This window comes from Burkholderia seminalis, assembly GCF_001718535.1.
GTDB classification, from domain to species: domain Bacteria; phylum Pseudomonadota; class Gammaproteobacteria; order Burkholderiales; family Burkholderiaceae; genus Burkholderia; species Burkholderia seminalis.
Genome location: NZ_CP013398.1, coordinates 2202051 through 2227100 on the forward strand (window position 1 = coordinate 2202051; position 25050 = coordinate 2227100).

General features: G+C 66.3%; 27 protein-coding genes. 11 read left to right on the forward strand and 16 right to left on the reverse strand.

Annotated features, from left to right (window positions below; translation table 11 throughout):
- The first annotated feature begins 2 nt into the window (after positions 1–2).
- The 3 genes from WJ12_RS09965 (at position 3) to WJ12_RS09975 (ending at position 2045) form a co-directional block, all read left to right on the forward strand.
- Positions 3–491, forward strand: a complete 489-nt coding sequence (locus WJ12_RS09965; RefSeq protein WP_059561809.1) for an NUDIX hydrolase — start codon at positions 3–5, stop codon at positions 489–491.
- A 97-nt stretch (positions 492–588) separates the two neighbouring features.
- Positions 589–1038, forward strand: a complete 450-nt coding sequence (locus WJ12_RS09970) for an acetyltransferase (RefSeq protein ID WP_059561812.1) — start codon at positions 589–591, stop codon at positions 1036–1038.
- A gap of 389 nt (positions 1039–1427) precedes the next feature.
- Positions 1428–2045, forward strand: a complete 618-nt coding sequence (locus WJ12_RS09975; RefSeq protein WP_049032646.1) for a 3'-5' exonuclease — start codon at positions 1428–1430, stop codon at positions 2043–2045.
- 117 nt (positions 2046–2162) lie between these two features.
- Here WJ12_RS09975 and WJ12_RS09980 read toward each other — a convergent pair whose 3' ends face one another.
- Positions 2163–2600, reverse strand: coding sequence for an ester cyclase (locus tag WJ12_RS09980; protein WP_059561815.1), 438 nt, complete (start codon positions 2598–2600; stop codon positions 2163–2165).
- Positions 2601–2758: 158 nt separating this feature from the next.
- Between WJ12_RS09980 and WJ12_RS09985 the strand changes: the two genes are divergently transcribed.
- Positions 2759–3322, forward strand: a complete 564-nt coding sequence (locus WJ12_RS09985) for a TetR/AcrR family transcriptional regulator (protein WP_059561817.1) — start codon at positions 2759–2761, stop codon at positions 3320–3322.
- Between the two features lie 283 nt (positions 3323–3605).
- On the opposite strand, the gene WJ12_RS09990 is transcribed toward WJ12_RS09985, so the two are convergent.
- Positions 3606–4763 carry an epoxide hydrolase family protein gene (locus WJ12_RS09990; RefSeq protein WP_059561820.1) on the reverse strand — a complete coding sequence of 386 codons (1158 nt, stop codon included), beginning with the start codon at positions 4761–4763 and terminating at the stop codon, positions 3606–3608.
- A complete protein-coding gene (locus WJ12_RS09995) occupies positions 4760–5689 on the reverse strand; it encodes an NmrA family NAD(P)-binding protein (protein WP_059561823.1) in 930 nt (309 codons plus the stop codon). The genes WJ12_RS09990 and WJ12_RS09995 overlap by 4 nt, the downstream gene beginning before the upstream one ends.
- Positions 5690–5806: 117 nt before the next feature.
- On the opposite strand from WJ12_RS09995, the gene WJ12_RS10000 reads away from it, so the two are divergent.
- A complete protein-coding gene (locus tag WJ12_RS10000) occupies positions 5807–6703 on the forward strand; it encodes a LysR family transcriptional regulator (RefSeq protein WP_059561825.1) in 897 nt (298 codons plus the stop codon).
- A gap of 150 nt (positions 6704–6853) precedes the next feature.
- Here WJ12_RS10000 and guaA read toward each other — a convergent pair whose 3' ends face one another.
- The 3 genes from guaA to guaB form a co-directional block, all read right to left on the reverse strand.
- Positions 6854–8473, reverse strand: coding sequence for a glutamine-hydrolyzing GMP synthase (gene guaA, locus WJ12_RS10005; RefSeq protein WP_034188823.1), 1620 nt, complete (start codon positions 8471–8473; stop codon positions 6854–6856).
- Between the two features lie 107 nt (positions 8474–8580).
- Complete coding sequence (locus WJ12_RS10010) at positions 8581–9186, reverse strand: hypothetical protein (protein ID WP_069245664.1); 606 nt, start codon at positions 9184–9186, stop codon at positions 8581–8583.
- 6 nt (positions 9187–9192) lie between these two features.
- Complete coding sequence (guaB, locus tag WJ12_RS10015; RefSeq protein ID WP_034188825.1) at positions 9193–10653, reverse strand: IMP dehydrogenase; 1461 nt, start codon at positions 10651–10653, stop codon at positions 9193–9195.
- On the opposite strand from guaB, the gene WJ12_RS35865 reads away from it, so the two are divergent.
- Positions 10652–10888, forward strand: a complete 237-nt coding sequence (locus tag WJ12_RS35865; RefSeq protein WP_156444829.1) for a hypothetical protein — start codon at positions 10652–10654, stop codon at positions 10886–10888. The two genes, guaB and WJ12_RS35865, sit on opposite strands and share 2 nt — an antisense overlap.
- Positions 10889–10930: 42 nt before the next feature.
- On the opposite strand, the gene WJ12_RS10020 is transcribed toward WJ12_RS35865, so the two are convergent.
- Positions 10931–11734, reverse strand: a complete 804-nt coding sequence (locus WJ12_RS10020) for a DUF2182 domain-containing protein (RefSeq protein ID WP_059561831.1) — start codon at positions 11732–11734, stop codon at positions 10931–10933.
- 30 nt (positions 11735–11764) lie between these two features.
- Complete coding sequence (locus tag WJ12_RS10025) at positions 11765–12529, reverse strand: DUF899 domain-containing protein (RefSeq protein ID WP_049034476.1); 765 nt, start codon at positions 12527–12529, stop codon at positions 11765–11767.
- Between the two features lie 112 nt (positions 12530–12641).
- On the opposite strand from WJ12_RS10025, the gene WJ12_RS10030 reads away from it, so the two are divergent.
- The 3 genes from WJ12_RS10030 (at position 12642) to WJ12_RS10040 (ending at position 15661) form a co-directional block, all read left to right on the forward strand.
- The gene (locus WJ12_RS10030; RefSeq protein ID WP_059561833.1) at positions 12642–13862 is read left to right on the forward strand and encodes a hypothetical protein; all 1221 of its coding nucleotides are present in this window, start codon (positions 12642–12644) and stop codon (positions 13860–13862) included.
- 31 nt (positions 13863–13893) lie between these two features.
- Complete coding sequence (locus WJ12_RS10035) at positions 13894–14580, forward strand: Vgb family protein (protein WP_059561897.1); 687 nt, start codon at positions 13894–13896, stop codon at positions 14578–14580.
- 115 nt (positions 14581–14695) lie between these two features.
- Complete coding sequence (locus WJ12_RS10040; RefSeq protein WP_059561836.1) at positions 14696–15661, forward strand: DMT family transporter; 966 nt, start codon at positions 14696–14698, stop codon at positions 15659–15661.
- A 44-nt stretch (positions 15662–15705) separates the two neighbouring features.
- On the opposite strand, the gene WJ12_RS10045 is transcribed toward WJ12_RS10040, so the two are convergent.
- Together WJ12_RS10045 and WJ12_RS10050 are read right to left on the reverse strand one after the other, a co-directional pair.
- Positions 15706–16029, reverse strand: a complete 324-nt coding sequence (locus WJ12_RS10045) for an RnfH family protein (RefSeq protein ID WP_059561839.1) — start codon at positions 16027–16029, stop codon at positions 15706–15708.
- A 4-nt stretch (positions 16030–16033) separates the two neighbouring features.
- On the reverse strand, positions 16034–16471 hold the full coding sequence (locus tag WJ12_RS10050) for a type II toxin-antitoxin system RatA family toxin (RefSeq protein ID WP_034188832.1): 438 nt from the start codon (positions 16469–16471) through the stop codon (positions 16034–16036).
- Between the two features lie 98 nt (positions 16472–16569).
- Here WJ12_RS10050 and smpB point away from each other — a divergent pair, with 98 nt between their 5' ends.
- Positions 16570–17016: an SsrA-binding protein SmpB gene (smpB, locus tag WJ12_RS10055; RefSeq protein WP_006478511.1), complete on the forward strand. Its 447-nt coding sequence runs from the start codon at positions 16570–16572 to the stop codon at positions 17014–17016.
- A gap of 155 nt (positions 17017–17171) precedes the next feature.
- Here smpB and WJ12_RS10060 read toward each other — a convergent pair whose 3' ends face one another.
- The 3 genes from WJ12_RS10060 to ppsA all read right to left on the reverse strand — a co-directional run bounded on the left by WJ12_RS10060 (position 17172) and on the right by ppsA (position 21165).
- Positions 17172–18101, reverse strand: coding sequence for an SPFH domain-containing protein (locus tag WJ12_RS10060; protein WP_059561841.1), 930 nt, complete (start codon positions 18099–18101; stop codon positions 17172–17174).
- 33 nt (positions 18102–18134) lie between these two features.
- Entirely contained in the window at positions 18135–18569 is a 435-nt protein-coding gene (locus WJ12_RS10065) for an NfeD family protein (RefSeq protein ID WP_059561899.1), read from the reverse strand.
- Between the two features lie 193 nt (positions 18570–18762).
- Entirely contained in the window at positions 18763–21165 is a 2403-nt protein-coding gene (gene ppsA, locus WJ12_RS10070; RefSeq protein WP_059561843.1) for a phosphoenolpyruvate synthase, read from the reverse strand.
- A gap of 376 nt (positions 21166–21541) precedes the next feature.
- Here ppsA and ppsR point away from each other — a divergent pair, with 376 nt between their 5' ends.
- Complete coding sequence (gene ppsR, locus WJ12_RS10075) at positions 21542–22357, forward strand: posphoenolpyruvate synthetase regulatory kinase/phosphorylase PpsR (protein WP_034188836.1); 816 nt, start codon at positions 21542–21544, stop codon at positions 22355–22357.
- 100 nt (positions 22358–22457) lie between these two features.
- Here ppsR and WJ12_RS10080 read toward each other — a convergent pair whose 3' ends face one another.
- The 3 genes from WJ12_RS10080 to lpxB are packed head-to-tail and all read right to left on the reverse strand — an operon-like array spanning position 22458 to position 25047.
- Positions 22458–23240: a TrmH family RNA methyltransferase gene (locus WJ12_RS10080; protein WP_049031460.1), complete on the reverse strand. Its 783-nt coding sequence runs from the start codon at positions 23238–23240 to the stop codon at positions 22458–22460.
- On the reverse strand, positions 23237–23881 hold the full coding sequence (gene rnhB / locus WJ12_RS10085) for a ribonuclease HII (RefSeq protein ID WP_034188838.1): 645 nt from the start codon (positions 23879–23881) through the stop codon (positions 23237–23239). The genes WJ12_RS10080 and rnhB overlap by 4 nt, the downstream gene beginning before the upstream one ends.
- The gene (gene lpxB, locus WJ12_RS10090; protein WP_034188839.1) at positions 23878–25047 is read right to left on the reverse strand and encodes a lipid-A-disaccharide synthase; all 1170 of its coding nucleotides are present in this window, start codon (positions 25045–25047) and stop codon (positions 23878–23880) included. Before lpxB ends, rnhB begins: the two co-directional genes overlap by 4 nt.
- Positions 25048–25050 lie beyond the last annotated feature (3 nt).

Here is a 25050-nt window from a genome sequence, read left to right on the forward strand (position 1 = left end):
CCATGTCCGGAACGCAGCCCTCCGCAATCGGCGCCGCCGCAACCGGGCGCCCCGTTCCCGCCGTGATCGGCATCGTGCTGCGCGAGCGCGACGTTTTGCTCGTGCGCCGCGCGAATCCGCCCGACGCGGGCTGCTGGGGGTTCCCCGGCGGCAAGATCGAACCGGGCGAACCGATCGCGGACGCGGTCGTTCGCGAGATCGCCGAAGAGACGACCGTCGCGGTCGATGCACTCGACGCCTTTACCGCGCTCGATGCGTTCGATTACGATGCGGGCGGCGCCGTGCGCCAGCATTTCATCATGGTCGCGGTGCTGTGCCGATGGCTGCGCGGCACGCCCGCCGCCGGCGACGATGCGCTCGATGCGCGCTGGTTCGCCCTCGACGAGCTCGATCGTGGTGACGTGCCGATGAGCGCGGGCGTGCGCGACGTCGCACGACGGGCGATCGAACGGTCGGCATCCCTGGGCGACGCGCGGCGCTCGCCCGTTTGACGCTTCGCCGTCGTTTCCGCGCTACCGCGCGGACGATGCGCTCGATCCATCGCGGTGCGGGCTACCCGCCGGGCACCGGATCACAACCTATCCAATCATGATCAAAATTCGCCAATCCACCGAGGCCGACGGCACACGCGTGCTGGATATCTGGCGCCGTGCCGTCGACGCAACCCACCCCTTCCTGAGCGACGACGACCGCCGCGCCATCGAAGCCGAAGTCGTCACGTTCCTGCCGGCCGCGCCGCTCGACCTCGCTGTCGACGCGCACGATCGGCCGATCGGCTTCATGCTGCTCGACGGCAGTCACATGGAAGCGCTGTTCGTCGATCCCGCCCATCATGGGACGGGTGTCGGTCGGCGGCTTGTCGAAGCTGCGCTCGGGCGCCACCCCGATTTGACGACCGACGTCAACGAGCAGAACGAAGCGGCGACGGCATTCTACGAGCGGCTCGGGTTCGAGCGCTGCGGACGATCGGCCTGCGACGGACAAGGGCGGCCGTATCCGCTGATTCACCTTCGTTATCGCGGTAGCGAACGATCCTGAGCAGGATCGGGAACCGGTGCGACATCCATTCGCACGTTATCCGAGCGATGACATCTCGATTCCCGTTCGCGGCCCGCTGTCGGACGCCAATCGCGCCGATGCCATGTCGTTCTCGAGCGCAGGTAACGGATAGCCGCCGCGCTGGCAAGCCCGGATTTCCTGCCGTCATCCGATCTTGATCCGGATGGCCGAAGGTCCGGGCGAGCTTGCCGCGCGACGATCACGCGTGGAACAACGTCAGTCGGATCACGCCCCTGCATCGCAGCCAGTCACAAACGGTGCAATAGCGAGACGCGCGTTTCTCGGGCCAAACGAGCCTATCTCCGCCCCGATGATGCTACTCTCTCGGCCAACCCAAACGTCACCCCATGAAGCAGCAGGATTCAACCATGCAGACCGTCGCGGTACTGGACTTCGAAACCACCGGGCTGTCGCCGAACATGGGCGACCGTGCGACCGAAATCGCCGTCATCCTTCTGCGTGACGGGCAGATCGTCGACCGCTTCCAGAGCCTGATGAATGCGGGCCGGCGCATCCCGTCCGATGTCGTCGCGCTCACCGGCATCACGAACGACATGATCGCGTCGGCACCGCCGGCGTCCGAAGTCATGAAGGAAGCCGCGGCGTTCGTCGGCAAGCATGCGGTCGTCGCCCACAACGCCGGTTTCGACAAACGCTTCTGGCAGTCGGAGCTCGGGCAGCTCGGCATGCCGGCCGAGCATGCGTTCGCCTGCACGATGCTGGTGGCGAGACGGATCTACCCGGACGCTCGCAGTCATCGCCTGTCGAGCCTGGTCGAGATGCTGCGGTTGCCGAAATCGGGCCGCGCGCACCGGGCGATGGTCGATGCCGAAATGGCCGGCCATCTGTGGTGCCGGTTGCAGCACGACATCGCCCGGACGTACGGGCTGGATCGCATCGATCACGCGCTGATGTCGCGGGTCCAGGCAACGAGCAAGGCGAAGGTGCCGACGTATCTGCGTTCGCTCGGGTGCGCGCACGCGTAGGCATCCGGTCGCGCCCGGTGACACGACGCGTCCCGTTCCACGCGATGCGTGAATGCAAAAACGGCTTGGCAAGCGCCAAGCCGTTTTTTTGCCCGGACGTGAACCCGACCCGGAAGCTTACGCAGGCTGCTTGGGCGGCTGGACGGCGCCGATCTGGATGAAGACCTCGAGGGTGTTGAGTTCGTCCCAGTGTTCGACGAAGCGGCCGTGTTCCACCCGCCAGATGTCGATCGAGCGCATGACGAAGGGCCTGCCGGTCGCGGGGTAGCCGAGAAGGTTGCCGGTGTGGGTGCCCTCGTAGCGATAGCGACCGACCACGCGGGAGCCGTCTGCCGACACGAAAACGTCTTCCGCGGTGACCTTCAGGTCGGGAACGCCCGCGATGATGGCCCCAAGTACCTTCTTGGAACCTTCCAGTCCGGGCTCAGCGAATGCGTTGTGGTTCACGTAGTTCGGCGCCTTGATCTCGTCGAGGCGCGACACATCGTGGTTGGACATGATCTCGGCAAAGAGGTAGCCGAGCCTGGCCAGATCAGGGGAAGGAGCGCTGTTCATGGATGAAGTCCTTTTGCGGTTAGGGGGTCACATCACTGCCTGCTTCGAAGCTCTATCCGAGCAAAAATATCTAGCAACGCTAGAATCATAGTCTAGCAACGCTATTTCTTCAAGCGCCGGTATAATTACGGATCAAAGAGGCTTTTGGGGAATCAGTGATGGGGGTCGCCGAGCGCAAGAACAGGGACCGGGACGCACGCGAGCAGCGCATCACCGCAGCGGCCCGACAAATTGCGGAGGCAGAGGGCTGGAGCGCCGTTACGGTTCGCCGCCTGGCTGACGAGATCGAGTACAGCCAGCCCGTACTCTATTCGCACTTCAGGAACCGGGACGCGATAGTCGGCGCCGTTGCGCTCGAAGGCTTTCGGGAAATCAAGACGGCGCTTCATCAAGCGGCGCAGCGATCAACCGATCCCCGCCAGGCGTGCGAAAGTGTTGCGATCGCCTATCTCGACTTCGCTCGCGACAATCCCGCGCTCTACGAGGCGATGTTCACCATGCCGACCGACTTGCTTTTCGCAGAGGCCGACACCAGGCCTGAACTGAGAGAAGCCTTCGAGGTGCTTGCCGCTGTCGTGCCGTCGAGTCTGAATGTCGACGTGGCGACGGAGACGTTTTGGGCAACCCTTCATGGGCTGGTTCAGCTCGAAAGCTCAGGCCGGATCAAGCACAGCACGCGGCTGGCGCGGGTAGCATTGGTTATCCGCGGCCTGTTCGGATGAGCGATCCTCCTGCTATTTCAGGCCGGTCCGATCAAGCCGTTCACGCGGCTCGGTTTGGACGGCGTGACAGTCCGCCAAAGGTGGCGGATGAAATTCGTGCGGCGCACCCCGACCGGCGCCCCACCCCATACGTTGATTGACGGACGATTGCTGCATCGCCCCGGCAAGGAACCGCACTGTTTCGTCTGCGTCCGCCGCAATCGTGTTCGCCGTCCAGGCTTTTGCGGCCGAGCTAAATCCCTTCCGAACAACGTTCGGAAGCAGATGGGCCATTGGCTCATCTTTAACGGATGCTCGCAAATGTCGCGCGAATATCGCTTACCAGCGCATTCGGATTTTCCAACGCGGCGAAATGGCCACCCTGCTCGTGCTCGCCGAAGTGCCGCACATCGCGGTAGCGTCGTTCGATCCACCGCCGCGATTTTCGTACGTGTTCGCCAGCAAGCATGGTGAATCCAGACGGCACGGCAATGGGACGATCGATACGAGCCGCGGAGGACCAGTTGGATCGCTTCAGTTCCCAATACAGTCGTGCTGACGAAGCCGACGTATTGGGTATCCAGTACAACATGATGTCGTCTAGCATGTCGTCGAGCGTGAAGGAAGCTTCCGCGTTGCCCGCGGTGCCGCACGTGTCCTGGAACATCGCGTAAATCCACGCTGCCTGCGCAACCGGAGAATCCGCGAGCGCGTAGCCTATCGTCTGCGGTCGCGTCTGCTGCTGTTGAGCGTGTCCGGATAGCGTGCTCCAGAAATACCGGGCACTGTCGAGCATGCCCTGCTCATCCGGCGTCGCGTCGCGCATTTCGTCCGGCGTGGGCATGAACATCGCGAAGTTCAGATGGATACCCATAAGCTCGGGGAGCGCCAGTGACGCGACTTCGTCCGTCACGCCTGCGCCAAGATCACCACCTTGCATGACCCAACGGTCATAGCCCAGTCGGTGCATCAGCTGAACGTAAGCGCGCCCAATGCGCGACATGTCCCATCCGGGTTCATCAGGTTTGTCGGAAAAACCAAATCCCGGCATCGACGGAATGACGAGGTGAAACGCCTGCCTCGGATCGCCGCCATGTGCGGCGGGATTGCCGAGCGGCCCTATCACCTTGCGGAACTCAAGCACGGAACCGGGCCAACCATGCGCCATCAGCAATGGAACGGCATCGGGTTCAGGTGACCGAATGTGGAGGAAGTGGATGTCAAGGCCGTCAATGGTCGTCTTGAACTGCCCGAAGTCATTCAACATCGACTCGCAGCGACGCCAGTCGTAACCCTCTATCCAATGCGCGACCAGTGCCTGCAGCTTTGAAAGCCGCGGACCCTGACTCGTGTCATTGACGGTCTCAGGGTCGGGCCAGCGCACCCGCCGCAGTCGCTCGCGCAAATCGGACAATTCGTGCTCGGGCACATCGAGATGAAACGGCTTGATCAGATCACTCATGACTTGCTGCCTTTAGTTGCGTAGCGACGTTTCATGAAGTCGACGAGCGATGTCGGCCGCACCGCCGGATATCGGTCATTCGCGATGTCGCGCAAAGTCCCTTCGCCCGACATCATCGGTAGCAGATACTGGAGCGACAGCATCGCCGTCGGATGAGCACCGGCCTTCGCCATTCGCCGTAGTTCTGCGTATCCGTCCGCGATCGAGCCTCGACGAATCCGATGAAGCGCGCTGCCCGTCGCCGCTGCATAGTCACCTGCGATCTGGGCAATGGTGCGGCAGTCACCTGCCACGGACACCACCCGGTTGGCCGATGCCGGATCCTCGACGACCGCCACCGTCCAGGCCGCGACGTCGCTCATGGAAGTGAAATCGAGCGGCACCTCGTCGTCACCCCAGTAAGTGATCGTGCCCGCGTTGGCATCGATCAGGCCGGGGTGGGAGAACACGGCCTCCATGAATCCACCGTTCAGGATGTGGGTATAGCCGATGCCACTCGGGGCGACCTTACGATCGAAGGTCCGCCGCATGTCGAGGTAAGGGTTAATGCCTTCAGGAATCGAGAACAGGTTCTCCGAGAAGTCCGACGGGACGAATCGCCCGACGTTCGCCGCGAGCGCTGCATCGAGCAAACGGGACTGGCCGTCAATGATGGTGTCAGGTCCGCCCTGAACTGCCGAAATGACGGTACCGACGCCGGCACAGGCGTGCCTGAGGCTGAGCGGGTCGTCCAGATCCATATTGACGACGGTCACGCCGTTCGCTGCCCACCCCTTTGCACGATTGGCATGTTTGCCTGCTGAACCGCCGCGAACACCCGCACGGATCTCACTGGCGGGCCGCGTGCGAAGCAACGCATCAATGACCCTGCGCCCAAGATTGCCGGCGGCGCCGGCGACCAGATAGCTCGTTTGCGTGTTCTCCATGACTTCCTCGGTTCGTCATGACGCGCGGTGTACGTCGTTGAGAAGAAGTCTAGGTTGTTCCGGGTTTGAATATAAGATGGCTGAATCGCGACTCGCTGTTCCGGAAAACGATACGAAATGGATCAGGCCGACCTCATCATCTTTCTTCGGTTAGCCGATAGCGGCAGCCTTTCCGGCACCGCACGGGCGCTGAAGATGCCCAAATCGTCCGTCAGCCGGGCGCTCGTCCGATTGGAGACGGAGATTGGATCAGCGCTCTTCGACCGGTCCACACGACATTTCCGGCTGACTGACGCGGGAAAACTGCTGCTGCCCTACGCGTCGCGGGCAGTTCAGGACCTGCAGGAAGCGCAGGCGATCATCGATGGCTACGCGGGGAAACCGCGCGGGCTTCTACGGATCAACACGACGCAATCGTTCGCGCAGGGACTCCTGGCGCCCATGCTGCCTGAATTTCTCGACCGCTATCCGGAACTCGCCGTGGAGCTGACCACGGACTCGAACTACGTCGACATTGCGCGCGACGGTATCGACGTAGCGGTGCGCGTCGGCACACTGCCTGACTCGTCGCTCATCGCTCGCAGGCTGCCACCCGTTGAATTGTGGTTATGCGCAAGTCCGTCCTACCTGGCGCGAGCGGGCGTTCCGATGGAGGCAGCTGAACTTCACGGACATGCGCTCGTCGTTCGGGAGGCGCCCACGAACTGGATTTTTCAGGATGGCAAAACGGAATTGACCATACAGCCGCGTGGCAGGGCAATCATCCCGGACGCGGCTGCGCAGAAGATCGTTCTTGAAGGCGGCGGCGGGATTGGTTTTCTTCCCAGCTACCTCGCGGCTCCCGCCTTGACGGCGGGCACCCTGGTGCGGGTCCTTCCGTCATTGCGACGGGAACCCATCGAGCTTCACGCGTTGTATCCGACGCACCGCAGCATGTCGGCAAAGGTCCGGGCTTTCATCGATGCCCTGATCGGTCACCTTGATACGGTCAGGCTAACGTCCTCGCGCGACTAGCCAGCCGTCTCATGCGGTACCGTCATTCGTACCGCCCGAATGACCGGGATTGAGTGAAACAGGATGCGCGCTGAATCACTCAATCCCTTGACACAAAAGGCTCACGGTCGATTTTTGATACTGATCGAGACGACGTGAGCCGATTGTGAATCACTCCCACTCGATCGTCGCCGGCGGCTTGCCCGAAATGTCGTACACCACGCGATTGATCCCGCGCACTTCGTTGATGATCCGGTTCGACGCACGGCCGAGCAGCGCGTACGGCAGGTGTGCCCAGTGTGCAGTCATGAAGTCGGTCGTCTGCACCGCGCGCAGCGACGTCACGTAGTCGTACGTGCGGCCATCGCCCATCACGCCGACCGACTTGACCGGCAGGAACACCGCGAATGCCTGGCTCGTCAGGTCGTACCAGCTCTTGCCGACATCGGCTTCGCCGCACAGGCCGGCCGCCGCGTCCTGCGCGGTCGCGGTCGTGTTGCGCAGTTCCTCGATGAAGATCGCGTCCGCGCGGCGCAGCAGGTCCGCATACTCGCGCTTCACTTCGCCGAGAATCCGCACGCCGAGGCCCGGGCCCGGGAACGGATGGCGGTACACCATCTCCGGCGGCAGGCCGAGCGCGACGCCCAGCTCGCGCACTTCGTCCTTGAACAGGTCGCGCAGCGGTTCGAGCAGCTTCAGGCCGAGCGTTTCCGGCAGGCCGCCGACGTTGTGGTGGCTCTTGATCGTCGTTGCCTTCTTCGTCTTCGTGCCGCCCGATTCGACCACGTCCGGGTAGATCGTGCCCTGCGCGAGCCACTTCGCCTTCGACAGCTTCTTCGCCTCGGCCTGGAACACCTCGACGAACTCGCGGCCGATGATCTTGCGCTTCGCTTCCGGATCGGTCACGCCGGCCAGGTGGCCGAGGAACTGGTCGGACGCATCGACGTGCACGACCTTCGCATGCAGGCGGCCCTCGAACATGTCGAGCACCATCTTGCCTTCGTTCAGGCGCAGCAGGCCGTGGTCGACGAACACGCAGGTGAGCTGGTCGCCGATCGCGCGGTGAATCAGCGCGGCCGCGACGCTCGAATCGACGCCGCCCGACAGGCCGAGAATCACTTCCTCGTCACCGACCTGCTCGCGGATCTTCGCGACGGCTTCCTCGATGTGGTTCTTCATGATCCAGTCGGGCTTCGCGCCGGCGATCTGCAGCACGAAGCGTTCGATGATCTGGCGGCCCTTCACCGTGTGCGTGACTTCCGGGTGGAACTGCACCGCGTAGTAGCCGCGCGCCTCGTCGGCCATGCCGGCGATCGGGCAGCTCGGCGTCGACGCCATCAGCGCGAAGCCCGGCGGCAGCTCGGCAACCTTGTCGCCGTGGCTCATCCAGACCTTCAGCATCCCGTGGCCTTCGGCCGTCGTGAAATCCTCGATGCCGTCGAGCAGGCGCGTATGGCCGTGCGCACGCATTTCCGCGTAGCCGAATTCGCGATGGTCGCTCCACTCGACCTTGCCGCCGAGCTGCACGGCCATCGTCTGCATGCCGTAGCAGATGCCCAGCACCGGCACGCCGAGATCCCACACGGCCTGCGGCGCGCGCAGCTGATGGTCTTCGTACGTGCTCGCGTGGCTGCCCGACAGGATCACCGCCTTCGGCGCGAACTCGCGGACGAAGTCGTCGGACACATCGTTCGGGTGGATTTCGCAGTAGACGTGCGCTTCACGCACGCGCCGCGCAATCAGTTGGGTGACTTGCGAACCGAAGTCGAGAATCAGGATTTTGTCGTGCATGGCTGCGGACGGGATGAAGAGAATAAGAAAAGCAGCGCATCGAGCGCTGCGTCAAAAGCATGGACAGCGGCGTCGGGCGGCAGGCGGCTCGCGCGACGCATCGCCGGTCAATCCTGCATCGGCGGGCGTTCGTCGAGTGCGACGCCGCCGGACGATCGACTGGAACCGGATGACGCCGGCGACGATGCTTCGGGTGCCGCGGGACGGCCGACGACGGGCTCCACGCGCTGCGGTGCGGGCGACGCCGCCGGCGCCATCGCCGGCTCGGCCGGACGCTGGGCCGGTGCGCGTGCCTCGAGCGCCTGCGCCTTCTCGCGCCGGCGCACGGCCGCTGCGATCCGCACGCCGCCGAGACCGAGCACGATCAGCGCGACGCCGGCCACGACCGACAGCACCCTGCCGGCGGCCGCCAGCGCGGGGCCGCTGCCGGCGCCGAGCGACCAGACGATCGTCAGCGCGCCGGTCAGCCAGTACACGTGGCCGACCGACCGCGCCACCGGCGCCGTGAGGTCACCGTTGAACGCCGCATGAAACGCGAGCCACGCGAGCCCGAGCAACGCGATGCCGAACGCCTGGCCGAGCATGACCGGCTGGATGTTCTGCAACTGCAGCGCGTTGAACAGCGACTGCCAGGGCGTCAGCACGAACAGCACGCCGAACGCCAGCAGCAGCACGGCATCGAGGATCAGCACGGCTCGCAGCAGCGGTTTCATCGGCGATCAGTCCACGTGGTAGTTCGGCGCTTCCTTCGTGATCTGCACGTCGTGCACGTGCGACTCGCGCATGCCCGCCGCGGTGATCTGGACGAATTCGGCCTTGTCGTGCAGCTCGTCGATCGTGCGGCAGCCGCAGTAGCCCATGCTGGCGCGCACGCCGCCGACCAGCTGGAACAGGATCGCGTTGACCGAACCCTTGTACGCGACGCGGCCTTCGATGCCTTCCGGCACGAGCTTGTCGATGTTCGCCGAGTTGTCCTGGAAGTAGCGGTCCGCCGCGCCGTCCTTCATCGCGCCGACCGAACCCATGCCGCGGTACGACTTGTACTGGCGGCCCTGGTACAGGAACACGTCGCCCGGCGCCTCTTCGGTGCCCGCGAACATGCTGCCCATCATCACCGCGTTCGCGCCGGCCGCGAGAGCCTTCGACACGTCGCCCGAGAAACGCACGCCGCCGTCGGCGATGCACGGCACGCCGGTACCCTTCAGCGCATCCGCGACGTTCGCGATCGCGCTGATCTGCGGCACGCCGACCCCCGCGACGATCCGCGTCGTGCAGATCGAGCCCGGGCCGATACCGACCTTGACCGCGTCCGCGCCGTATTCGACCAGCGCCTTCGCGGCGGCGGCCGTCGCGATGTTGCCGCCGATCACCTCGACGTGCGGGAAGTTCTGCTTGACCCAGCGCACGCGCTCGAGCACGCCCTTGCTGTGACCGTGCGCGGTATCGACGACGATCACGTCGACGCCGGCCTGCACCAGCAGCTCGACACGCTCTTCGTTGTCCGGGCCGACACCGACCGCCGCGCCAGCGCGCAGCTTGCCGTGTTCGTCCTTGCACGCGTCCGGGTGCTCGGTCTGCTTCGTGATGTCCTTGACGGTCATCAGGCCGCGCAGTTCGAACGCGTCGTTGACGACCAGCACGCGCTCGAGGCGGTGGCTGTGCATCAGCGCCTTCGCTTCGGCGAGCGGCGTGCCTTCCTTGACCGTGACGAGGCGCTCGCGCGGCGTCATGATCGACTTGACCGGTTCGTCGAGGCGCGTTTCGAAGCGCAGGTCGCGGTTCGTGACGATCCCGACGAGCTGCGGGCCTTCGACGACCGGGAAACCCGAGATGCCATGCTGGCGCGACAGCGCGATCACGTCGCGCACCTTCATTTGCGGCGGCACGGTGATCGGGTCGCGGACGACGCCCGACTCGAAACGCTTGACCTTCGCGACTTCGCGGGCCTGTTCGGCCGGCGTGAGGTTCTTGTGGACGATACCGACGCCACCCTGCTGTGCCATCGCGATCGCGAGGCGACCTTCGGTGACCGTGTCCATCGCGGCGGACACGAGCGGCATGTTCAGGGAGATGTTGCGGGTCAGCTTGGTCTTGAGGCTGGTGTCGCGCGGGAGAACGTCGGAGAAGGCGGGAACGAGGAGCACGTCATCGAAAGTGAGTGCTTTTTGGATCAGACGCATGGCAAATCCTATGGGCGCAAAAGCGAATTATACGCGAAGCGCCGTGAATTTTCACAACACGAACAACGGCTTAGCCGGTTTCGGCCGTTCGGGGGCCGAATCGTTCGGATCGCCGTTCGGTTCGTTTTCGATCGCCTTTCGTTTCACCGCCGCATCGAACGATTCGCGCAACAGCCGGCAAAACGGCCGTCCCGCCTGTTGTGAGCAGGCCACGCGGCGGTCGCCGCCGCGCTGAAGCGAGGCCGGCGACGTGTCGAGGCGACCTGTCTGCCACGTGTTACAGCAGCCCTGCCGCGCGCGCGATCATCTCGATGCCGCCACCGACCGCCGCGCAGCCGGCGATCCGCGCCACGCGCCAACTGGCCGGCGCAAGGCGCTCGGCGGCGATGGCGACCGTCACGGCGGCCATGACGCGCAAGTCCATCATGCCGGCCGCCAGCGCGACCACCATCAGGTTCCCGCAACAGGCGCTGCAGTGCCTGGCGGCCCGCACGCCAAACCGCCAGGCTGCGCCGGCAACAACCGGCGGCCGGTGCGTGTCGCCTGCCGCGTGCCGGCAGCACGCCAGCCGCCGCGCCTTCCACGCGGTGAATTGCAGCATGCCCGCGGCCAATACGACCGCACCCGCCGCGAACGGCAGCGCACGCGCCAGCACCGGCAGCCGCGCGGCGGCGGCCGTCAACGCCGCGCCAGCCGGAAACACGAGCGCCCCGAGCGCCATCCACACCGAGAAATACCCGACGCCCGCGACGACGACGAGCCAGGCCGAACGCGCCGTGGCCAGCGGGCCGACGCGCCGTGCATATCGCCAGAGCGTCGGCGCCAGCACCGGCAGCATCATCGCCACCGTCATCGCTCCCCACATTCCGGCGAACGCCGCGAACGCGTGCCCGGCGCCCCGCCCGCACGGCCGCAGCCATGCGGCCGAAGCCATCCAGCCGCCGGCCATCGGTTCGCTGCCCATCGCGGCCATCGACGCGTGCTGCGCGAGGGTCGCCATGACCGCGACGACGAACACGACGGCGACCACCCCACCGAATGCCCGCGGATCGGGGCCGGTGTCGCCGGTCGGCGGTCGCATCGTCGCACGCCTCGTCCGTCGCCGGCCCGCTCAGCCGCGCGCGTACTCGTCGTGGCGGCGCCACCACGGGCCGGCCTCGTTGCGCCCGCGCGGCGCGCGATCGAGCCACTGGTACATCCCCCACAGCCCGTCGAGCCCGCGCGCATAGGTCGAATACGTGTGATAGACGGCGCCGTCCTCGCGCACGAACGCGCTCATCCCCGGCCGGTCGAGCGAATAGGTGCGCGCGTCGGTGCCGCACGTCGCCGCGAACTGCACGACGGGCGCCGGCGGCGGATCCATGTCCATCGCGTGGCCGGCCCGCGCGTAGTTGTATTCGACGTCGCCCGCGCGCTGCTGCGTTTCGGTGAACGACACGTTGAAATCGAAGTTGAAATCGCTGCCGACCGACGACGCCCACGGGAAGGCCCACCCCATCCGCTCGCGGTAGGCGAGCAGCTTCGCGAGCGGGGCGCGCGACACGGCCGCAAGCGTCACGTCGTGGTGCGCGAGATGCACGGCAAAACCGTCGAAGCCGTCGGCAAGCGCCGAGCACGACGGACAGCCGGCCTTGTAGTCGGGGCCGAACATGAAGTGATAGACGAGCAGTTGCGAGCGGCCGCGAAACAGGTCGTCGAGCGTCGCCTGCCCGTCTTCGGTGTCGAACCGATAGGTCTTGTCGACACGCACCCACGGCAACGCCTGGCGCCGCCGCGCGAGTTCGTCGCTTTGCCGCGTCAGCGCCTTTTCGGCATCGAGCAAGGCGCGGCGCTCGGCCAGCCATTCGTCGCGTGTTCCGGTGAGATGGGTCGTCATTGCGGGGTCCTCCTTCGGTGGGTATCCGGCACGGCGGACGGCGCCGTGTGCGTGGTGCTAGATTAGTGGCGGGCATCGGACCGGAGGGAGTGACAAGTGTGTCGGGATTCGGATGGATTCGCTGATCACCGCGGCCGCGCGCGCGCTCGCGGCCGGTGACGCGCTCGGCGCGCTGAACCGCGTCGCGCTGCGCGACGATGCGCCGGCGCTCGCGCTGCGCGGCATCGCGATGGCGCAGCTCGGCGATTTCGAGCGCGCGCGCACCCTCGTGCGCAGCGCCGCCCGCGCATTCGGCGCGAAGGAAGCCGTCGCACGCGCGCGCTGCGTCGTCGCGGAAGCGGAGATCGCCCTCGCGTCGCGCGACTTGCGCTGGCCGACGCGCGCACTCGATGCGGCCTGTGCGACGCTCGACGCGCACGGCGACCGCGCGAATGCCGCGCATGCACGCTATCTCGGCGTACGCCGACTGCTGCTGATCGGCCATGTCGACGACGCCGAGCGGCTGCTCGCGCATCTCGATCCCGCGCCGCTGCCGTCCGCGTCGCGCGCCGCCCATGAACTGATCGCGGCCGGCATCGCGATGCGCCGCCTCCGCACGCACGCCGCCCGCGCGGCGCTCGCCCGGGCACGCGCGGCCGCCCGCGACGCCGGCATCGCCGCGCTGACGGCCGAGGTCGACACCGCCGCCCGCGTGCTCGACGCACCGGCCGCGCGACTCATCGCACGCGGCACGTCGCGGCTTGTGCCGCTCGACGAAGTCGAGACGCTGTTCGCGTCGAACTCGCTCGTCGTCGACGCGTGCCGCCACACCGTGCGCGATGCGCGCACGACCGTGTCGCTCGCGCGCCGCCCCGTGCTGTTCGTGCTCGCCCGCGCGCTCGGCGAAGCGTGGCCGGCCGACGTGTCGCGCAATGCGCTCGTGGCCGCCGCGTTCCGCGCCAAACAGGCGGACGAATCGCATCGCGCGCGGCTGCGCGTCGAGATCGGCCGGCTGCGCGCGGTGCTGCGCCCGCTCGCGAACGTCGTCGCGACACCGCGCGGCTTTGCGCTCGAACCGCTCGGCGTACGCGAGACCGTCGTCCTCGCACGCCCGGTCGACGATCGCCACGCGGCCGTCCTCGCGCTGCTCGCCGACGGCGAAGCGTGGTCGAGTTCCGCGCTGGCGCTCGCGCTCGGCGCGAGCCAGCGCACCGTGCAACGCGCGCTCGACACGCTCGCGGAGGCCGGCAAGGTGCAGGCGCTCGGCCGCGGCCGCGCGCGCCGCTGGATGACGCCGCCGCTGCCCGGATTCGCGACGACCTTGTTACTCCCGGCGCCGCTGCCGGGCGATTAGGATGGCCGCATTGAACGACGAGGGGACGAACATGAAACGCTCCGCGGCAGAGATCATTCGCGAATACGGCCCGTTTCCGGGCGTCGACGGCGTGCACGGCGTCACGTTCGACGGACGGCACGTGTGGTACGCGTCCGGCGACAAGCTGAATGCGCTCGATCCCGAGCGCGGCACGACCGTGCGCTCGCTCGACGTTGCCGCGCATGCAGGCACGGCGTTCGACGGCCGCCACCTGTTCCAGATCGTCGAGGACCGCATCGAGAAGCTCGATCCCGAATCGGGTCGCGTGCTCGCGACGATCCCGGCCCCCGGCGGCGGCGCCGACTCGGGGCTCGCGTGGGCCGAAGGCACGCTGTGGGTCGGCCAGTACCGCGAACGCAAGATTCATCAGATCGATCCGGAATCGGGCGCCGTGCTGCGCACGATCGAATCGAACCGCTTCGTCACCGGCGTGACGTGGGTCGACGGCGAGCTGTGGCACGGCACGTGGGAAGCCGACCAGAGCGACCTGCGGCACGTCGACCCGCACACGGGCCAGGTCCTCGAACAGGTCGACATGCCGGCTGGCGTCGGCGTATCGGGGCTCGAATCCGACGGCCGCGACCGCTTCTACTGCGGCGGCGGCAACAGCGGCACCCTGCGCGCCGTGCGGCGCCCGGCACGCGCGCGTGCAGCGGGCGACGGCGCGCCCGCCTCGCCCGATCCGGCCGAGGGCTGATTCGCCGCAGCCGGCCGACGCGCCGCGCCCCATGCCGAGTGCAGGAATGAACAAGACACCGCCGCGACGGCGTCGCTAAGATGCGCGCACATCAGTCATTCGTTCGGAGCGGTCGATGCAGCGCGGCGTGGTTTACGGTGTCCTGGCAGGCGCCCTGTGGGGCATGGTGTTTCTCGTTCCGCGGCTGCTGACCGACTTCTCGCCGCTGCTGCTGAGCGCCGGCCGCTACGCGATGTACGGCCTCGTGTCGCTCGCGGCCGCCCTGCCCGCCGCCCGCTCGCTGCTCGCGCGGCTGACCCGCGAAGACCTCGTCGCGCTGGTGAGGCTCGCCGTCATCGGCAACGTCGCGTATTACATGCTGCTGTCCGGCGCCGTGCATCTGATCGGCATCGCGCCCAGCTCGCTGATCGTCGGCGTGCTGCCCGTGACCGTCACGCTCGCGGGCCTCGGCGACCACGGCGCCGTGCCGCTGCGGCGGCTCGCCGCCCCGCTCGCGCTGGTGATCGCGGGCATCGCCTGCATCAACGTCGACCTGTTCACGTCCGAAGCCGCGCATGCGACCACCCTCGGCCAGAAACTCGCCGGCATCGCCTGCGCGGCCGGCGCGCTCGCCAGCTGGACCTGGTACGCGGTCGCGAACGCACGCTACCTGCAGCGCCATCATCATTTCGACGGCAACGAATGGTCGGTGCTATGGGGTGTCGTGACGGGCCTGATCGGCGCGCTCTGCTGGATCGCGATCCTCGCGCTGCCCGCCGGCACGGTGCAGGCGGCCGTCCCGGCGTCGCGCTGGCAGCTGTTCTGGCTGCTGAATCTCGGGCTCGCGATCGGCGCGTCGTGGCTCGGCAACGGCCTGTGGAATGCGGCGTCGAAGCGCTTGCCGCTCACGCTGTCGGGGCAGTTGATCGTGTTCGAAACCGTGTTCGCGATGCTGTACGCGTTCGTGTACGACCAGCGGATGCCGCACGCGCCCGAAATCACCGCGCTCGTGCTGCTGCTCGCCGGCGTGTACGGCGCGGTGCGACAGCACGGCGACACGCCGGGCAGCGCGCCGACAAACGCAAACGCCGCGGCCCACTGAGCGCGCCGCGGCGTGCGATCAGGCGAATCGGAACGAAAAACGCGTCAGCGCGCGTCCTTGTGCATCCACTTGCGGCCCTCGATCGAGCCGTCGCGGCGGGACTTGTCGACGCGCCGCTGACGCGCCAGCTTCGGGTCAACGATCAGCGGGCGGTAGATCTCGACGCGATCGTGATCGGCGAGCGGCGCGTCGAGCGGCGCGAACTTGCCGTACACGCCCGTCTTCGCGTGCGCGAGATCGATCTCCGGATGCAGCGCGAGCACGCCGCTCGCGTCGATCGCCGAGCGTACGGTCGCGCCTTCGGGCAGCGACAGCGGAATCAGCGTCTGGCGGTCCGGCAGCGCATAGCAGACTTCGATCGACAGCATCGCGTCACCCCTTCCCGTAGCGCTGGTCCGCGCGCTTCACGAACGAATCGACGAACGTGTTCGCGATGTGGCTGAACACGGGCCCGATGATCTTTTCGAGCAGGATGCTCGAAAACTCGTAATGCAGCGCGAATTCGATCTTGCACGCATCGGCGCGCAGCGCGGTGAAGCGCCACGAGCCCGTGAACTTCTTGAACGGGCCGTCCGTGAACTCCATGTCGATCCGCGTCGGGCGCTGCTGCGTGTTGCGCGTCGCGAAATGCTGCTTGATGCCCTTGAAGTTGATGTCGATGCGCGCTTCCATCCCGCTCTCGTCCTGACGGCGAATCTCGACACCGCCGCACCAGGGCAGGAAATTGGGGTAGTCGGCCACGTCGGTGACGAGGTCGAACATCTGTTCCGCCGAATGGCGGATCAATACGGTTTTCTGGACATCTGCCATAAATCGCGCGGCATCGCTTGAGGTGGGAACGCAAGCCGGGCGATTCCCGCCCCGCTTTGCTAAAATCGTGATTTTAAACGAGTTGGGCCGATCCTTTCATGAGCATCATCGACAACAGGAAAGCGCACTTCGATTATCACATCGAGGAACGCTACGAGGCGGGGCTCGTGCTGGAGGGCTGGGAAGTCAAGGCGCTGCGCGCCGGGCGCGGCCAGATCAAGGAAGGCTACGTCGTGGTGAAGAACGCCGAGATCTTCCTGATCGGTACCCATATCAGCCCGCTGCCCGAAGCCTCGACGCACATCAAGCCCGACCCGGTTCGCACGCGCAAGCTGCTGCTGCACCGCGAGGAAATCAAGAAACTGATCGGCAAGGTCGAGCAGCGCGGCTACACGCTCGTGCCGCTGAACTTCCACTACAAGGGCGGTCGCGTGAAGTGCGACATCGCGCTCGCGAAGGGCAAGAAGCTGCACGACAAGCGCGAAACCGAGAAAAAGCGCGACTGGGAACGCGAAAAGGCACGCATCATGCGCGCCGGCACCTGACGCGCGCGACCCGCCACGCAAACGACACGGCCCGCTCGAAGCGGGCCGTGTTGCTTTGGGCGATCTGATTCCTGCCTGCCGGTCGCCCGGCTGCGCGACGATTCGCCGCACGCCGATCGCACGCGGCGACCGCCTGGGCCGCGGTTGCGCGCGGTTCAGCCCTTCACGGGCGTCGATGCGTTCTTGACGATCGTCAGCGCCGACGAGATCGCCGTACCGAGGTCCGACAGGTTCGACGGCACGATCAGCGTGTTGCCCTGCTTCGCGAGATTCGAGAACGCGTTCACATACTGCTCGGCGACCTTCAGGTTCACCGCATCCATCCCGCCTTGCGACTGGATCGCATTCGCGATCTTCTGGATCGCCTGCGCGTTCGCCTCGGCCACCGCCAGGATCGCGGCGGCCTCGCCCTGCGCCTGGTTGATCGCGGCCTGCCGCTCGCCTTCGGACTTCTGGATGGCCGCTTCACGCGCGCCCGACGCGAGGTTGATCTGCTCCTGCTTGCGGCCTTCCGAAGCGGCGATCAGCGCGCGCTTCTCGCGCTCCGCGGTGATCTGCGCCTGCATCGCGTGCAGGATTTCCTTCGGCGGCGTCAGGTCCTTGATCTCGTAGCGCAGCACCTTCACGCCCCAGTTCGCCGCGGCCTGGTCGAGCGCCGACACGATGTTGTGGTTGATGAAGTCGCGCTCCTCGAACGTCTTGTCGAGTTCGAGCTTGCCGACCACCGAGCGCAGCGTGGTTTGCGCGAGCTGCGTGATCGCGAGCACGAAGTTGCTCGACCCGTACGACGCCTTCATCGGATCGGTCACCTGGAAGTACAGCACGCCGTCGACCTGCAGCTGCGTGTTGTCGCGCGTGATGCAGACCTGGCTCGGCACGTCGAGCGGAATTTCCTTCAGCACGTGCCGGTACGCGATGCGATCGACGAACGGCAGCACGATGTTCAGGCCGGGCGACAGCGTCGCGTGATAGCGCCCGAAGCGCTCCAGCACCCATGCATGCTGCTGCGGCACGATCTTCACCGTCTTCGACACGATCACGATCGCGATGACGAGCAGGACAACCCAGATGATCAGCGAATCCATGAAATATTCCCTCCTTGTTGTATCAGCGGACGATCAGCCCGCGGGTTTCGCCACGACCACGAGACAATTGCCGCGCACGGCGCTCACCTGATAGACGTGCGCATCGTCGCGCTCGCCGTGCGCGAGCTCGACATCCCAGTCGGCGCCGCGATACTGCACGCGCGCGCGGCCGTCGTGCCACGCGTCGACCGTGACGGTCGAGCCGATATCGAGATTGACGTCGGGATTCGTCGACGTGTCGCGCTTCTGCTTGCGGCCGAGCCCCGAACGGCGCAGCGCGATCATCGCGACGATCGCGACCGCGGCCGCCGCGCCGAACTGCACGTGCGGCGCGAAACCGGCCAGTTGCAGCAACCCGCCCGCGAGAAAGCCGAGCGCGATCATCAGCAGATAAAACGTACCGGTCAGCAACTCGGCGACGACCAGCACGCCCAGCGCGACCCACCAGAACAGATGCCCCGACATGATTGTGGTCTCCTCGAAAACGCCCCCGCGCTTGCTCTCGCTCGCTACTCCCCGCGGGGGCGGCCCGGCGTGTACCTGTACCGACAAACAAAAACACCCCGGTGCTTACCGGGGTGTTTATAGCATGAACCTTGCATTTTGCCTTCATCGAAGGAGCGACGTTGCCGCTCCTTCGCCGAAGATGCATTACCGGGCGTTACTTCCGGTTCGCGGCGAGCGCTTGCCACGTGTCAATGATCGTGTCCGGGTTCAGCGAGATCGACACGATGCCTTCGTCGGTCAGCCACTGTGCGAAGTCCGGGTGATCGGACGGGCCCTGGCCGCAGATACCGACGTACTTGCCCATCTTGCGGCAGGTATCGATCGCACGCTTGAGCAGGAACTTGACGGCCGGGTCGCGTTCGTCGAAGTCGACGGCCAGCAGTTCCATGCCGGAGTCGCGGTCGAGGCCGAGCGTGAGCTGCGTGAGGTCGTTCGAGCCGATCGAGAAACCGTCGAAGTGCTCCAGGAACTCTTCGGCGAGGATCGCGTTGGTCGGAACTTCACACATCATCACGAGGCGCAGGCCGTTTTCGCCGCGCTTCAGGCCGAACTTCTCGAGCAGGCCGACGACACGCTCCGCCTGCTTCACGGTCCGCACGAACGGCACCATGATCTCGACGTTGGTCAGGCCCATCTCGTCGCGCACGCGCTTCAGTGCACGGCACTCCATCTCGAACGCCTGCGCGAAGTCCTCGGCGATGTAACGCGACGCACCGCGGAAGCCCAGCATCGGGTTTTCCTCGTCCGGCTCGTAACGCGAACCGCCGATCAGCTTCTTGTACTCGTTCGACTTGAAGTCGGACAGGCGCACGATCACGGGCTTCGGATAGAACGCCGCCGCGATCGTCGCGACGCCTTCGGTCAGCTTGTCGACGTAGAACTGACGCGGCGATGCGTGACCGCGCGCGACGCTCTCGACCGCCTTCTTCAGGTCCTGGTCGATGTTCGGGTACTCGAGAATCGCCTTCGGGTGAACGCCGATGTTGTTGTTGATGATGAACTCGAGACGCGCGAGACCCACGCCGCCGTTCGGCAGTTGCGAGAAATCGAACGCGAGCTGCGGGTTGCCGACGTTCATCATGATCTTGACCGGGATTTCCGGCAGTTCGCCGCGCTGCACTTCCGTGACTTCCGTCTCGAGCAGGCCGTCGTAGATCTTGCCTTCGTCGCCTTCCGCGCACGATACCGTGACGAGCGCGCCGTCCTTCAGCACGTCGGTCGCGTCGCCGCAGCCGACGACTGCCGGCACGCCGAGCTCACGCGCGATGATCGCCGCGTGGCAGGTACGGCCGCCGCGGTTCGTGACGATCGCGGCCGCACGCTTCATCACCGGCTCCCAGTTCGGGTCGGTCATGTCGGCCACCAGCACGTCGCCCGGCTGCACGCGTTCCATTTCCGACGGATCCTGGATCACGCGCACGGGGCCCGCGCCGATCTTCTGACCGATCGCACGGCCCGTCGCCAGCACCTGCGACTGGCCCTTCAGCTTGAAGCGCTGCTCGGCCTTGCCGGTTGCCTGGCTCTTCACCGTTTCCGGACGTGCCTGCAGGATGAAGATCTTGCCGTCGCGGCCGTCCTTGCCCCACTCGATGTCCATCGGACGCTGGTAGTGCTTCTCGATGATGACCGCGTACTTCGCCAGCTCGATCACGTCCTCGTCGGTGATCGAGTAGCGGTTGCGCTGTTCGTGCGGCACGTCGACCGTCTTCACGCGGCCCGGCTCGCCCGGCTGCGTGAATTCCATCTTGATCAGCTTCGAGCCGATCGAGCGGCGGATGATCGGGTATTTGTCCTGGGCGAGCGTCGTCTTGAACACGTAGAACTCGTCCGGGTTCACCGCGCCCTGCACGACGGTTTCGCCCAGGCCGTAGCTCGACGTGATGAACACGGCGTCCTTGAAGCCCGATTCGGTGTCGATCGTGAACATCACGCCGGCGGCGCCGACGTCCGAGCGGACCATGCGCTGCACGCCGGCCGACAGCGCGACTTCCGCGTGCGTGAAGCCCTTGTGCACGCGGTACGAGATCGCGCGGTCGTTGTACAGCGACGCGAACACGTGCTTCATGCGATCGAGCACGTCCTCGATGCCGACGACGTTCAGGTAGGACTCCTGCTGGCCGGCGAACGATGCGTCGGGCAGGTCTTCCGCGGTCGCGGACGAACGCACGGCGAACGACAGTTCGCTCGGCGAGCCATTCTTGAGGATGTCGAACTGCGCGCGGATTTCTTCCTCGAGGCGCGCCTGCAGCGGTGCGTCGACGATCCACTTGCGGATCTCGGCACCGGCTTCGGCGAGCGCCTTCACGTCGTCGATGTCGAGCGACTCGAGACGCTTGGCGATACGATCGGTGAGGTCGTTGTGCTTGAGGAAATCGCGGAACGCGAGCGCGGTCGTGGCGAAACCGGTGGGTACGCGAACGCCTGCTTCGGAAAGCTGGCTGATCATCTCGCCGAGCGACGCATTCTTGCCGCCCACGATCTCCACATCGGTCATCCGCAACTGCTCGAACGGAATTACATACGCCTGGTCCTTTGCGACGTTTGCTGCGTTAGTCATACAAGCCCCTAAGTGTGAAAAAAATGCTCGATCGCGCAAGTGGGCTCGAACGCGGGCGCTTGCAAAAAGGCGCGGCGCGTCTTGCGCAACCTGTTAGATAAACACTCGCAGCGGCGGAAAATATTCCGACCCGATTTGCAAAAATCCCGGCAGAAGGGCGATATATGCAGACAAATCGCCAGACTTGCCGGGAATTCTGGAATCCAGCGGTCAAGCCGCGGGCGCCGTTCGCGCCCTGCCCCCGCAATTGCTTATCCAACAGGTTGCCGCTATTCTACCGTGCCGGCTGCCGGATGTGGCGCGACCTTGTCACTGGGTCTGGAGGCGCACCTCCAGCCGCCCGCGCAACCGCCCTTCACGCTCGACGTCCAGATTCATGCTGCCTACCGTATTCATCGTCTCCGACGGCACCGGGATCACTGCCGAAACCTTCGCGCACTCGATCCTCTCCCAGTTCGACCAGAAATTCCGTCTCGTGCGTGTGCCGTTCGTCGACTCGCCCGACAAGGCCTATGCGACCGTCGAGAAGATCAACGAGGCCGCCGTGCACGACGGCCGCCGCGCGATCGTGTTCACGACGCTCGTCGACAGCGAATCGAACGACATCGTCAAGCGCTCGAACGCGCTCGTGCTCGACATGTTCCAGCGCTTCGTCGAACCGCTCGAGCAGGAACTGGAGCTCAAGTCGAGCCACGCGATGGGCCGCGGCCACCAGAATGCGGACACCGAGGAGTACAAGACGCGGATCGAGGCGATCAACTTCTCGCTCGCGCACGACGACGGCCAGTCGAACCGCAACCTGTCGGAAGCCGACGTGATCCTCGTCGGCGTGTCGCGCAGCGGCAAGACGCCGACGAGCCTGTACCTTGCGATGCAGTACGGCGTGAAGGCGGCAAACTATCCGCTGATTCCGGAGGATTTCGAGCGCGGCAAGCTGCCGTCGGCACTCTCCCCGCACCGCGAAAAGCTGTTCGGGCTGTCGATCGACCCGCAGCGCCTGTCGGAGATCCGCAACGAGCGCCGTCCCGGCAGCAAGTACGCGGCCCCCGAGAATTGCCGCTACGAGATCAACGAGGCCGAGGCGATGATGCGTCGCGAGGGGATCAAGTGGCTGTCGTCGACGCACAAGTCGATCGAGGAAATCGCGACGACGATCCTGCAGGAAATCCGTCTCGACCGGCAGTCGTACTGAGCACCGGCGCACGGGCGGCCGCATGGCCGCCGCCGGAAACGGAAAGGCCGCGTCGAACGCGGCCTTTTTTCGTCGTGCGGCGCTTGGCGCGCGCCGTGCGTCAGGCAGGCCGCTGCTGGCGCACCTGCTCGAACAGGCACACCGCGGCCGCCGCTGCGACGTTCAGCGACTCCATTCCGCCCGGCTGCGGAATCGTCACGCGATGCGTGGCCGCGTCGCGCCAGAACGCCGACACGCCGGCGCCCTCGTTGCCGAACACCCAGGCGACCGGCCCCGACAGGTTGCAGTCGTAGACCGCCTGCGCGCCGTGCGAGTCGGTCAGCGCGACCGGCACGTCGAGCCGTTCGGCGAGCGCGGCAGCGTCGACATCCTCGTGGATCGACAGCAGGAAATGAGCGCCCATGCCCGAGCGCAGCACCTTCGACGACCACGCGTACGCCGTTCCCGGCGCACAGAACACGTGGCGCACGCCGGCCGCCGCCGCGCTGCGCAGGATCGAGCCGACGTTGCCGGCATCCTGCACGCCGTCGAGCACGATCGACGTATGCGCGACGCGCGCGGGCAGCGGATGTTCGGGCCGGTCGACGAGCAGCAGGAAGCCGACGCCGTTGACGACGTTCGACAACTGGCCGAACAGTGCGTCGGGCAGCGTGACGACCCGCTGCGCGTCGATACGCGCGACGATCGTCTGCGCTTCCGCGTGGCCGAGCGCGCCCTCGGTCGTCACGCACAGCTCGGGCGTCGCGCCCGTATCGAGGTACGCGCTCGCGAGATGGAAGCCTTCGAGCAGCGCCTGGCCGCTGCGGCGCTGATGGGGCGTCGAACCCGCCAGCGCCTTCAGGCGCTTGTACAGCGGGTTGTCGCGGGAAGTGATGCTTTTCATCGAATCAGGTCGAGTGCCGCACGCACCGGTGCGAAAGTGCGTCGATGCGCTTCGCACGGGCCGTGCTCGCGCAGTGCGGCAAGGTGTTTCGCGGTGCCGTAGCCCGCATGCACGTTGAAACCGTACACCGGGAAGCGCTCGTGCAGGTCGACGAGCATGCGGTCGCGCGTGACCTTCGCGAGGATCGACGCGGCCGAGATGCTCGGCACGAGCGCATCGCCGCTAACGATCGCCTCGGCCCGCACGGTCAGCGTCGGGCAGCGGTTGCCGTCGATCTGCGCGAGCGTCGGCAGGACCGACAGGCCCTCGACGGCCCGCTTCATCGCGAGCATCGTCGCGTGCAGGATGTTCAGCGTGTCGATCTCGTCGACGCTCGCCGACGCCACGCAATACGCGCGCGAACGTGTGACGATCAGCTCGTACAGCGCATCGCGCTTCTTCGCGGACAGCGCCTTCGAATCGTCGAGCCCGTCGATCGGCCGCGCCGGATCGAGAATCACCGCGGCGGCCACCACCGGCCCGGCGAGCGGGCCGCGGCCGGCTTCGTCGACGCCGCAGACGATCTCGTCGGGGCGGCTGAAGTCGAAACCGCCCTGCACGTCGATCGACGCGCGCCGGCGTGGGACGCGTACTGCGGTCATGCGCGCCCCTTGCGATGTTCAAGCACGCGCACGACGGCTTCGGCCGCCTTCACGGCCGTATTCTGCCGCAGCGAAAGATGCATTTCGGTAAACACTTCGGTCAGCGTGCGGCGGTTCGCGTCGTCGCGCAACTGCGTGAGCGTCGCATCGGCGAGCGCCTCGGGCGTCGCGAAATGCTGCAGCAGCTCGGGCACGACGAACCGCCCCGCCAGGATGTTCGGCAAGCCGACGTACGGCAGGTAGCCCTGCCGGCGCATGATCTGCCCGGTCAGCCAGGGCACCTTGTACGAGATCACCATCGGCTTCTTCAGCAGCGCGGCTTCCAGCGTGACGGTGCCGCTCTTCACGAGGATCGCGTCGGCGGCCGTCATCGCGACCTGCGAGCGGCCGTCGGTGATCGTCAGCGCGAGTTGCGGATGCGCATCGACGAGCGGCTGCAGCAGTTCGCGCAGGGCGGGCGTCGCCGCCGGCATCACGAACCGCACGCCGGGCTCGCGCTGCTGCATCAGCGCCATCGCCGCGAAGAAGGTCGGGCCGATCAGCGCGATCTCGGAGCGCCGGCTGCCCGGCAGCACCGCGATCACGGGGCCGTCCGCGGGCAACCCCAGTGCGATGCGCGCGCCGTGCGTGTCGGGTTCGAGCGGAATCTCGTCGGCCAGCGGATGGCCGACATAGGTCGATGCGACGCCGGCCTTGTCGAGGATCGCCGGCTCGAACGGGAACAGGCACAGCATGTGGTCGACGGACTTGGCGATCTTCTTGATCCGGCCGCCGCGCCATGCCCAGATCGACGGGCACACGAAGTGGATCGACGGAATGCCCGCGTCGCGCGCGGCCTGTTCGACGTTGAAGTTGAAGTCGGGCGCGTCGACGCCGATGAACGCGTCAGGCCGCTCGGCGAGCAGCTGGCGCTTCAGTTCGCCGCGAATCCGCAGGATCTCGGGAATCTGGCCGAGCGCCTCGACATAACCGCGCACGGTCAGCTTGTCCATCTGCCAGTGCGAGTCGAAGCCGTGCGCGATCATCCGCTGCCCGCCGATCCCGTAATACTGGGCCGATTCGGGCAGCCGCTCGCGCAGCCCGCCGAGCAGCGACGCCCCGAGCAGGTCGCCCGACGGCTCGCCGGCCACCATCGCGAGCCGGAGCTGATTGGTCGGAAGCGGCATCGC

What these genes read in the sequence shown, in the direction of transcription:
- WJ12_RS09965 (WP_059561809.1), top strand. Translation starts at nt 3, where the DNA reads ATGTCCGGAACGCAGCCCTCCGCAATCGGCGCCGCCGCAACCGGGCGC.
- WJ12_RS09970 (WP_059561812.1), top strand. Translation starts at nt 589, where the DNA reads ATGATCAAAATTCGCCAATCCACCGAGGCCGACGGCACACGCGTGCTG.
- WJ12_RS09975 (WP_049032646.1), top strand. Translation starts at nt 1,428, where the DNA reads ATGCAGACCGTCGCGGTACTGGACTTCGAAACCACCGGGCTGTCGCCG.
- WJ12_RS09980 (WP_059561815.1), bottom strand. Translation starts at nt 2,600, where the DNA reads ATGAACAGCGCTCCTTCCCCTGATCTGGCCAGGCTCGGCTACCTCTTT.
- WJ12_RS09985 (WP_059561817.1), top strand. Translation starts at nt 2,759, where the DNA reads ATGGGGGTCGCCGAGCGCAAGAACAGGGACCGGGACGCACGCGAGCAG.
- WJ12_RS09990 (WP_059561820.1), bottom strand. Translation starts at nt 4,763, where the DNA reads ATGAGTGATCTGATCAAGCCGTTTCATCTCGATGTGCCCGAGCACGAA.
- WJ12_RS09995 (WP_059561823.1), bottom strand. Translation starts at nt 5,689, where the DNA reads ATGGAGAACACGCAAACGAGCTATCTGGTCGCCGGCGCCGCCGGCAAT.
- WJ12_RS10000 (WP_059561825.1), top strand. Translation starts at nt 5,807, where the DNA reads ATGGATCAGGCCGACCTCATCATCTTTCTTCGGTTAGCCGATAGCGGC.
- guaA (WP_034188823.1), bottom strand. Translation starts at nt 8,473, where the DNA reads ATGCACGACAAAATCCTGATTCTCGACTTCGGTTCGCAAGTCACCCAA.
- WJ12_RS10010 (WP_069245664.1), bottom strand. Translation starts at nt 9,186, where the DNA reads ATGAAACCGCTGCTGCGAGCCGTGCTGATCCTCGATGCCGTGCTGCTG.
- WJ12_RS35865 (WP_156444829.1), top strand. Translation starts at nt 10,652, where the DNA reads ATGGCAAATCCTATGGGCGCAAAAGCGAATTATACGCGAAGCGCCGTG.
- guaB (WP_034188825.1), bottom strand. Translation starts at nt 10,653, where the DNA reads ATGCGTCTGATCCAAAAAGCACTCACTTTCGATGACGTGCTCCTCGTT.
- WJ12_RS10020 (WP_059561831.1), bottom strand. Translation starts at nt 11,734, where the DNA reads ATGCGACCGCCGACCGGCGACACCGGCCCCGATCCGCGGGCATTCGGT.
- WJ12_RS10025 (WP_049034476.1), bottom strand. Translation starts at nt 12,529, where the DNA reads ATGACGACCCATCTCACCGGAACACGCGACGAATGGCTGGCCGAGCGC.
- WJ12_RS10030 (WP_059561833.1), top strand. Translation starts at nt 12,642, where the DNA reads ATGGATTCGCTGATCACCGCGGCCGCGCGCGCGCTCGCGGCCGGTGAC.
- WJ12_RS10035 (WP_059561897.1), top strand. Translation starts at nt 13,894, where the DNA reads ATGAAACGCTCCGCGGCAGAGATCATTCGCGAATACGGCCCGTTTCCG.
- WJ12_RS10040 (WP_059561836.1), top strand. Translation starts at nt 14,696, where the DNA reads ATGCAGCGCGGCGTGGTTTACGGTGTCCTGGCAGGCGCCCTGTGGGGC.
- WJ12_RS10045 (WP_059561839.1), bottom strand. Translation starts at nt 16,029, where the DNA reads ATGCTGTCGATCGAAGTCTGCTATGCGCTGCCGGACCGCCAGACGCTG.
- WJ12_RS10050 (WP_034188832.1), bottom strand. Translation starts at nt 16,471, where the DNA reads ATGGCAGATGTCCAGAAAACCGTATTGATCCGCCATTCGGCGGAACAG.
- smpB (WP_006478511.1), top strand. Translation starts at nt 16,570, where the DNA reads ATGAGCATCATCGACAACAGGAAAGCGCACTTCGATTATCACATCGAG.
- WJ12_RS10060 (WP_059561841.1), bottom strand. Translation starts at nt 18,101, where the DNA reads ATGGATTCGCTGATCATCTGGGTTGTCCTGCTCGTCATCGCGATCGTG.
- ppsA (WP_059561843.1), bottom strand. Translation starts at nt 21,165, where the DNA reads ATGACTAACGCAGCAAACGTCGCAAAGGACCAGGCGTATGTAATTCCG.
- ppsR (WP_034188836.1), top strand. Translation starts at nt 21,542, where the DNA reads ATGCTGCCTACCGTATTCATCGTCTCCGACGGCACCGGGATCACTGCC.
- WJ12_RS10080 (WP_049031460.1), bottom strand. Translation starts at nt 23,240, where the DNA reads ATGAAAAGCATCACTTCCCGCGACAACCCGCTGTACAAGCGCCTGAAG.
- rnhB (WP_034188838.1), bottom strand. Translation starts at nt 23,881, where the DNA reads ATGACCGCAGTACGCGTCCCACGCCGGCGCGCGTCGATCGACGTGCAG.
- lpxB (WP_034188839.1), bottom strand. Translation starts at nt 25,047, where the DNA reads ATGCCGCTTCCGACCAATCAGCTCCGGCTCGCGATGGTGGCCGGCGAG.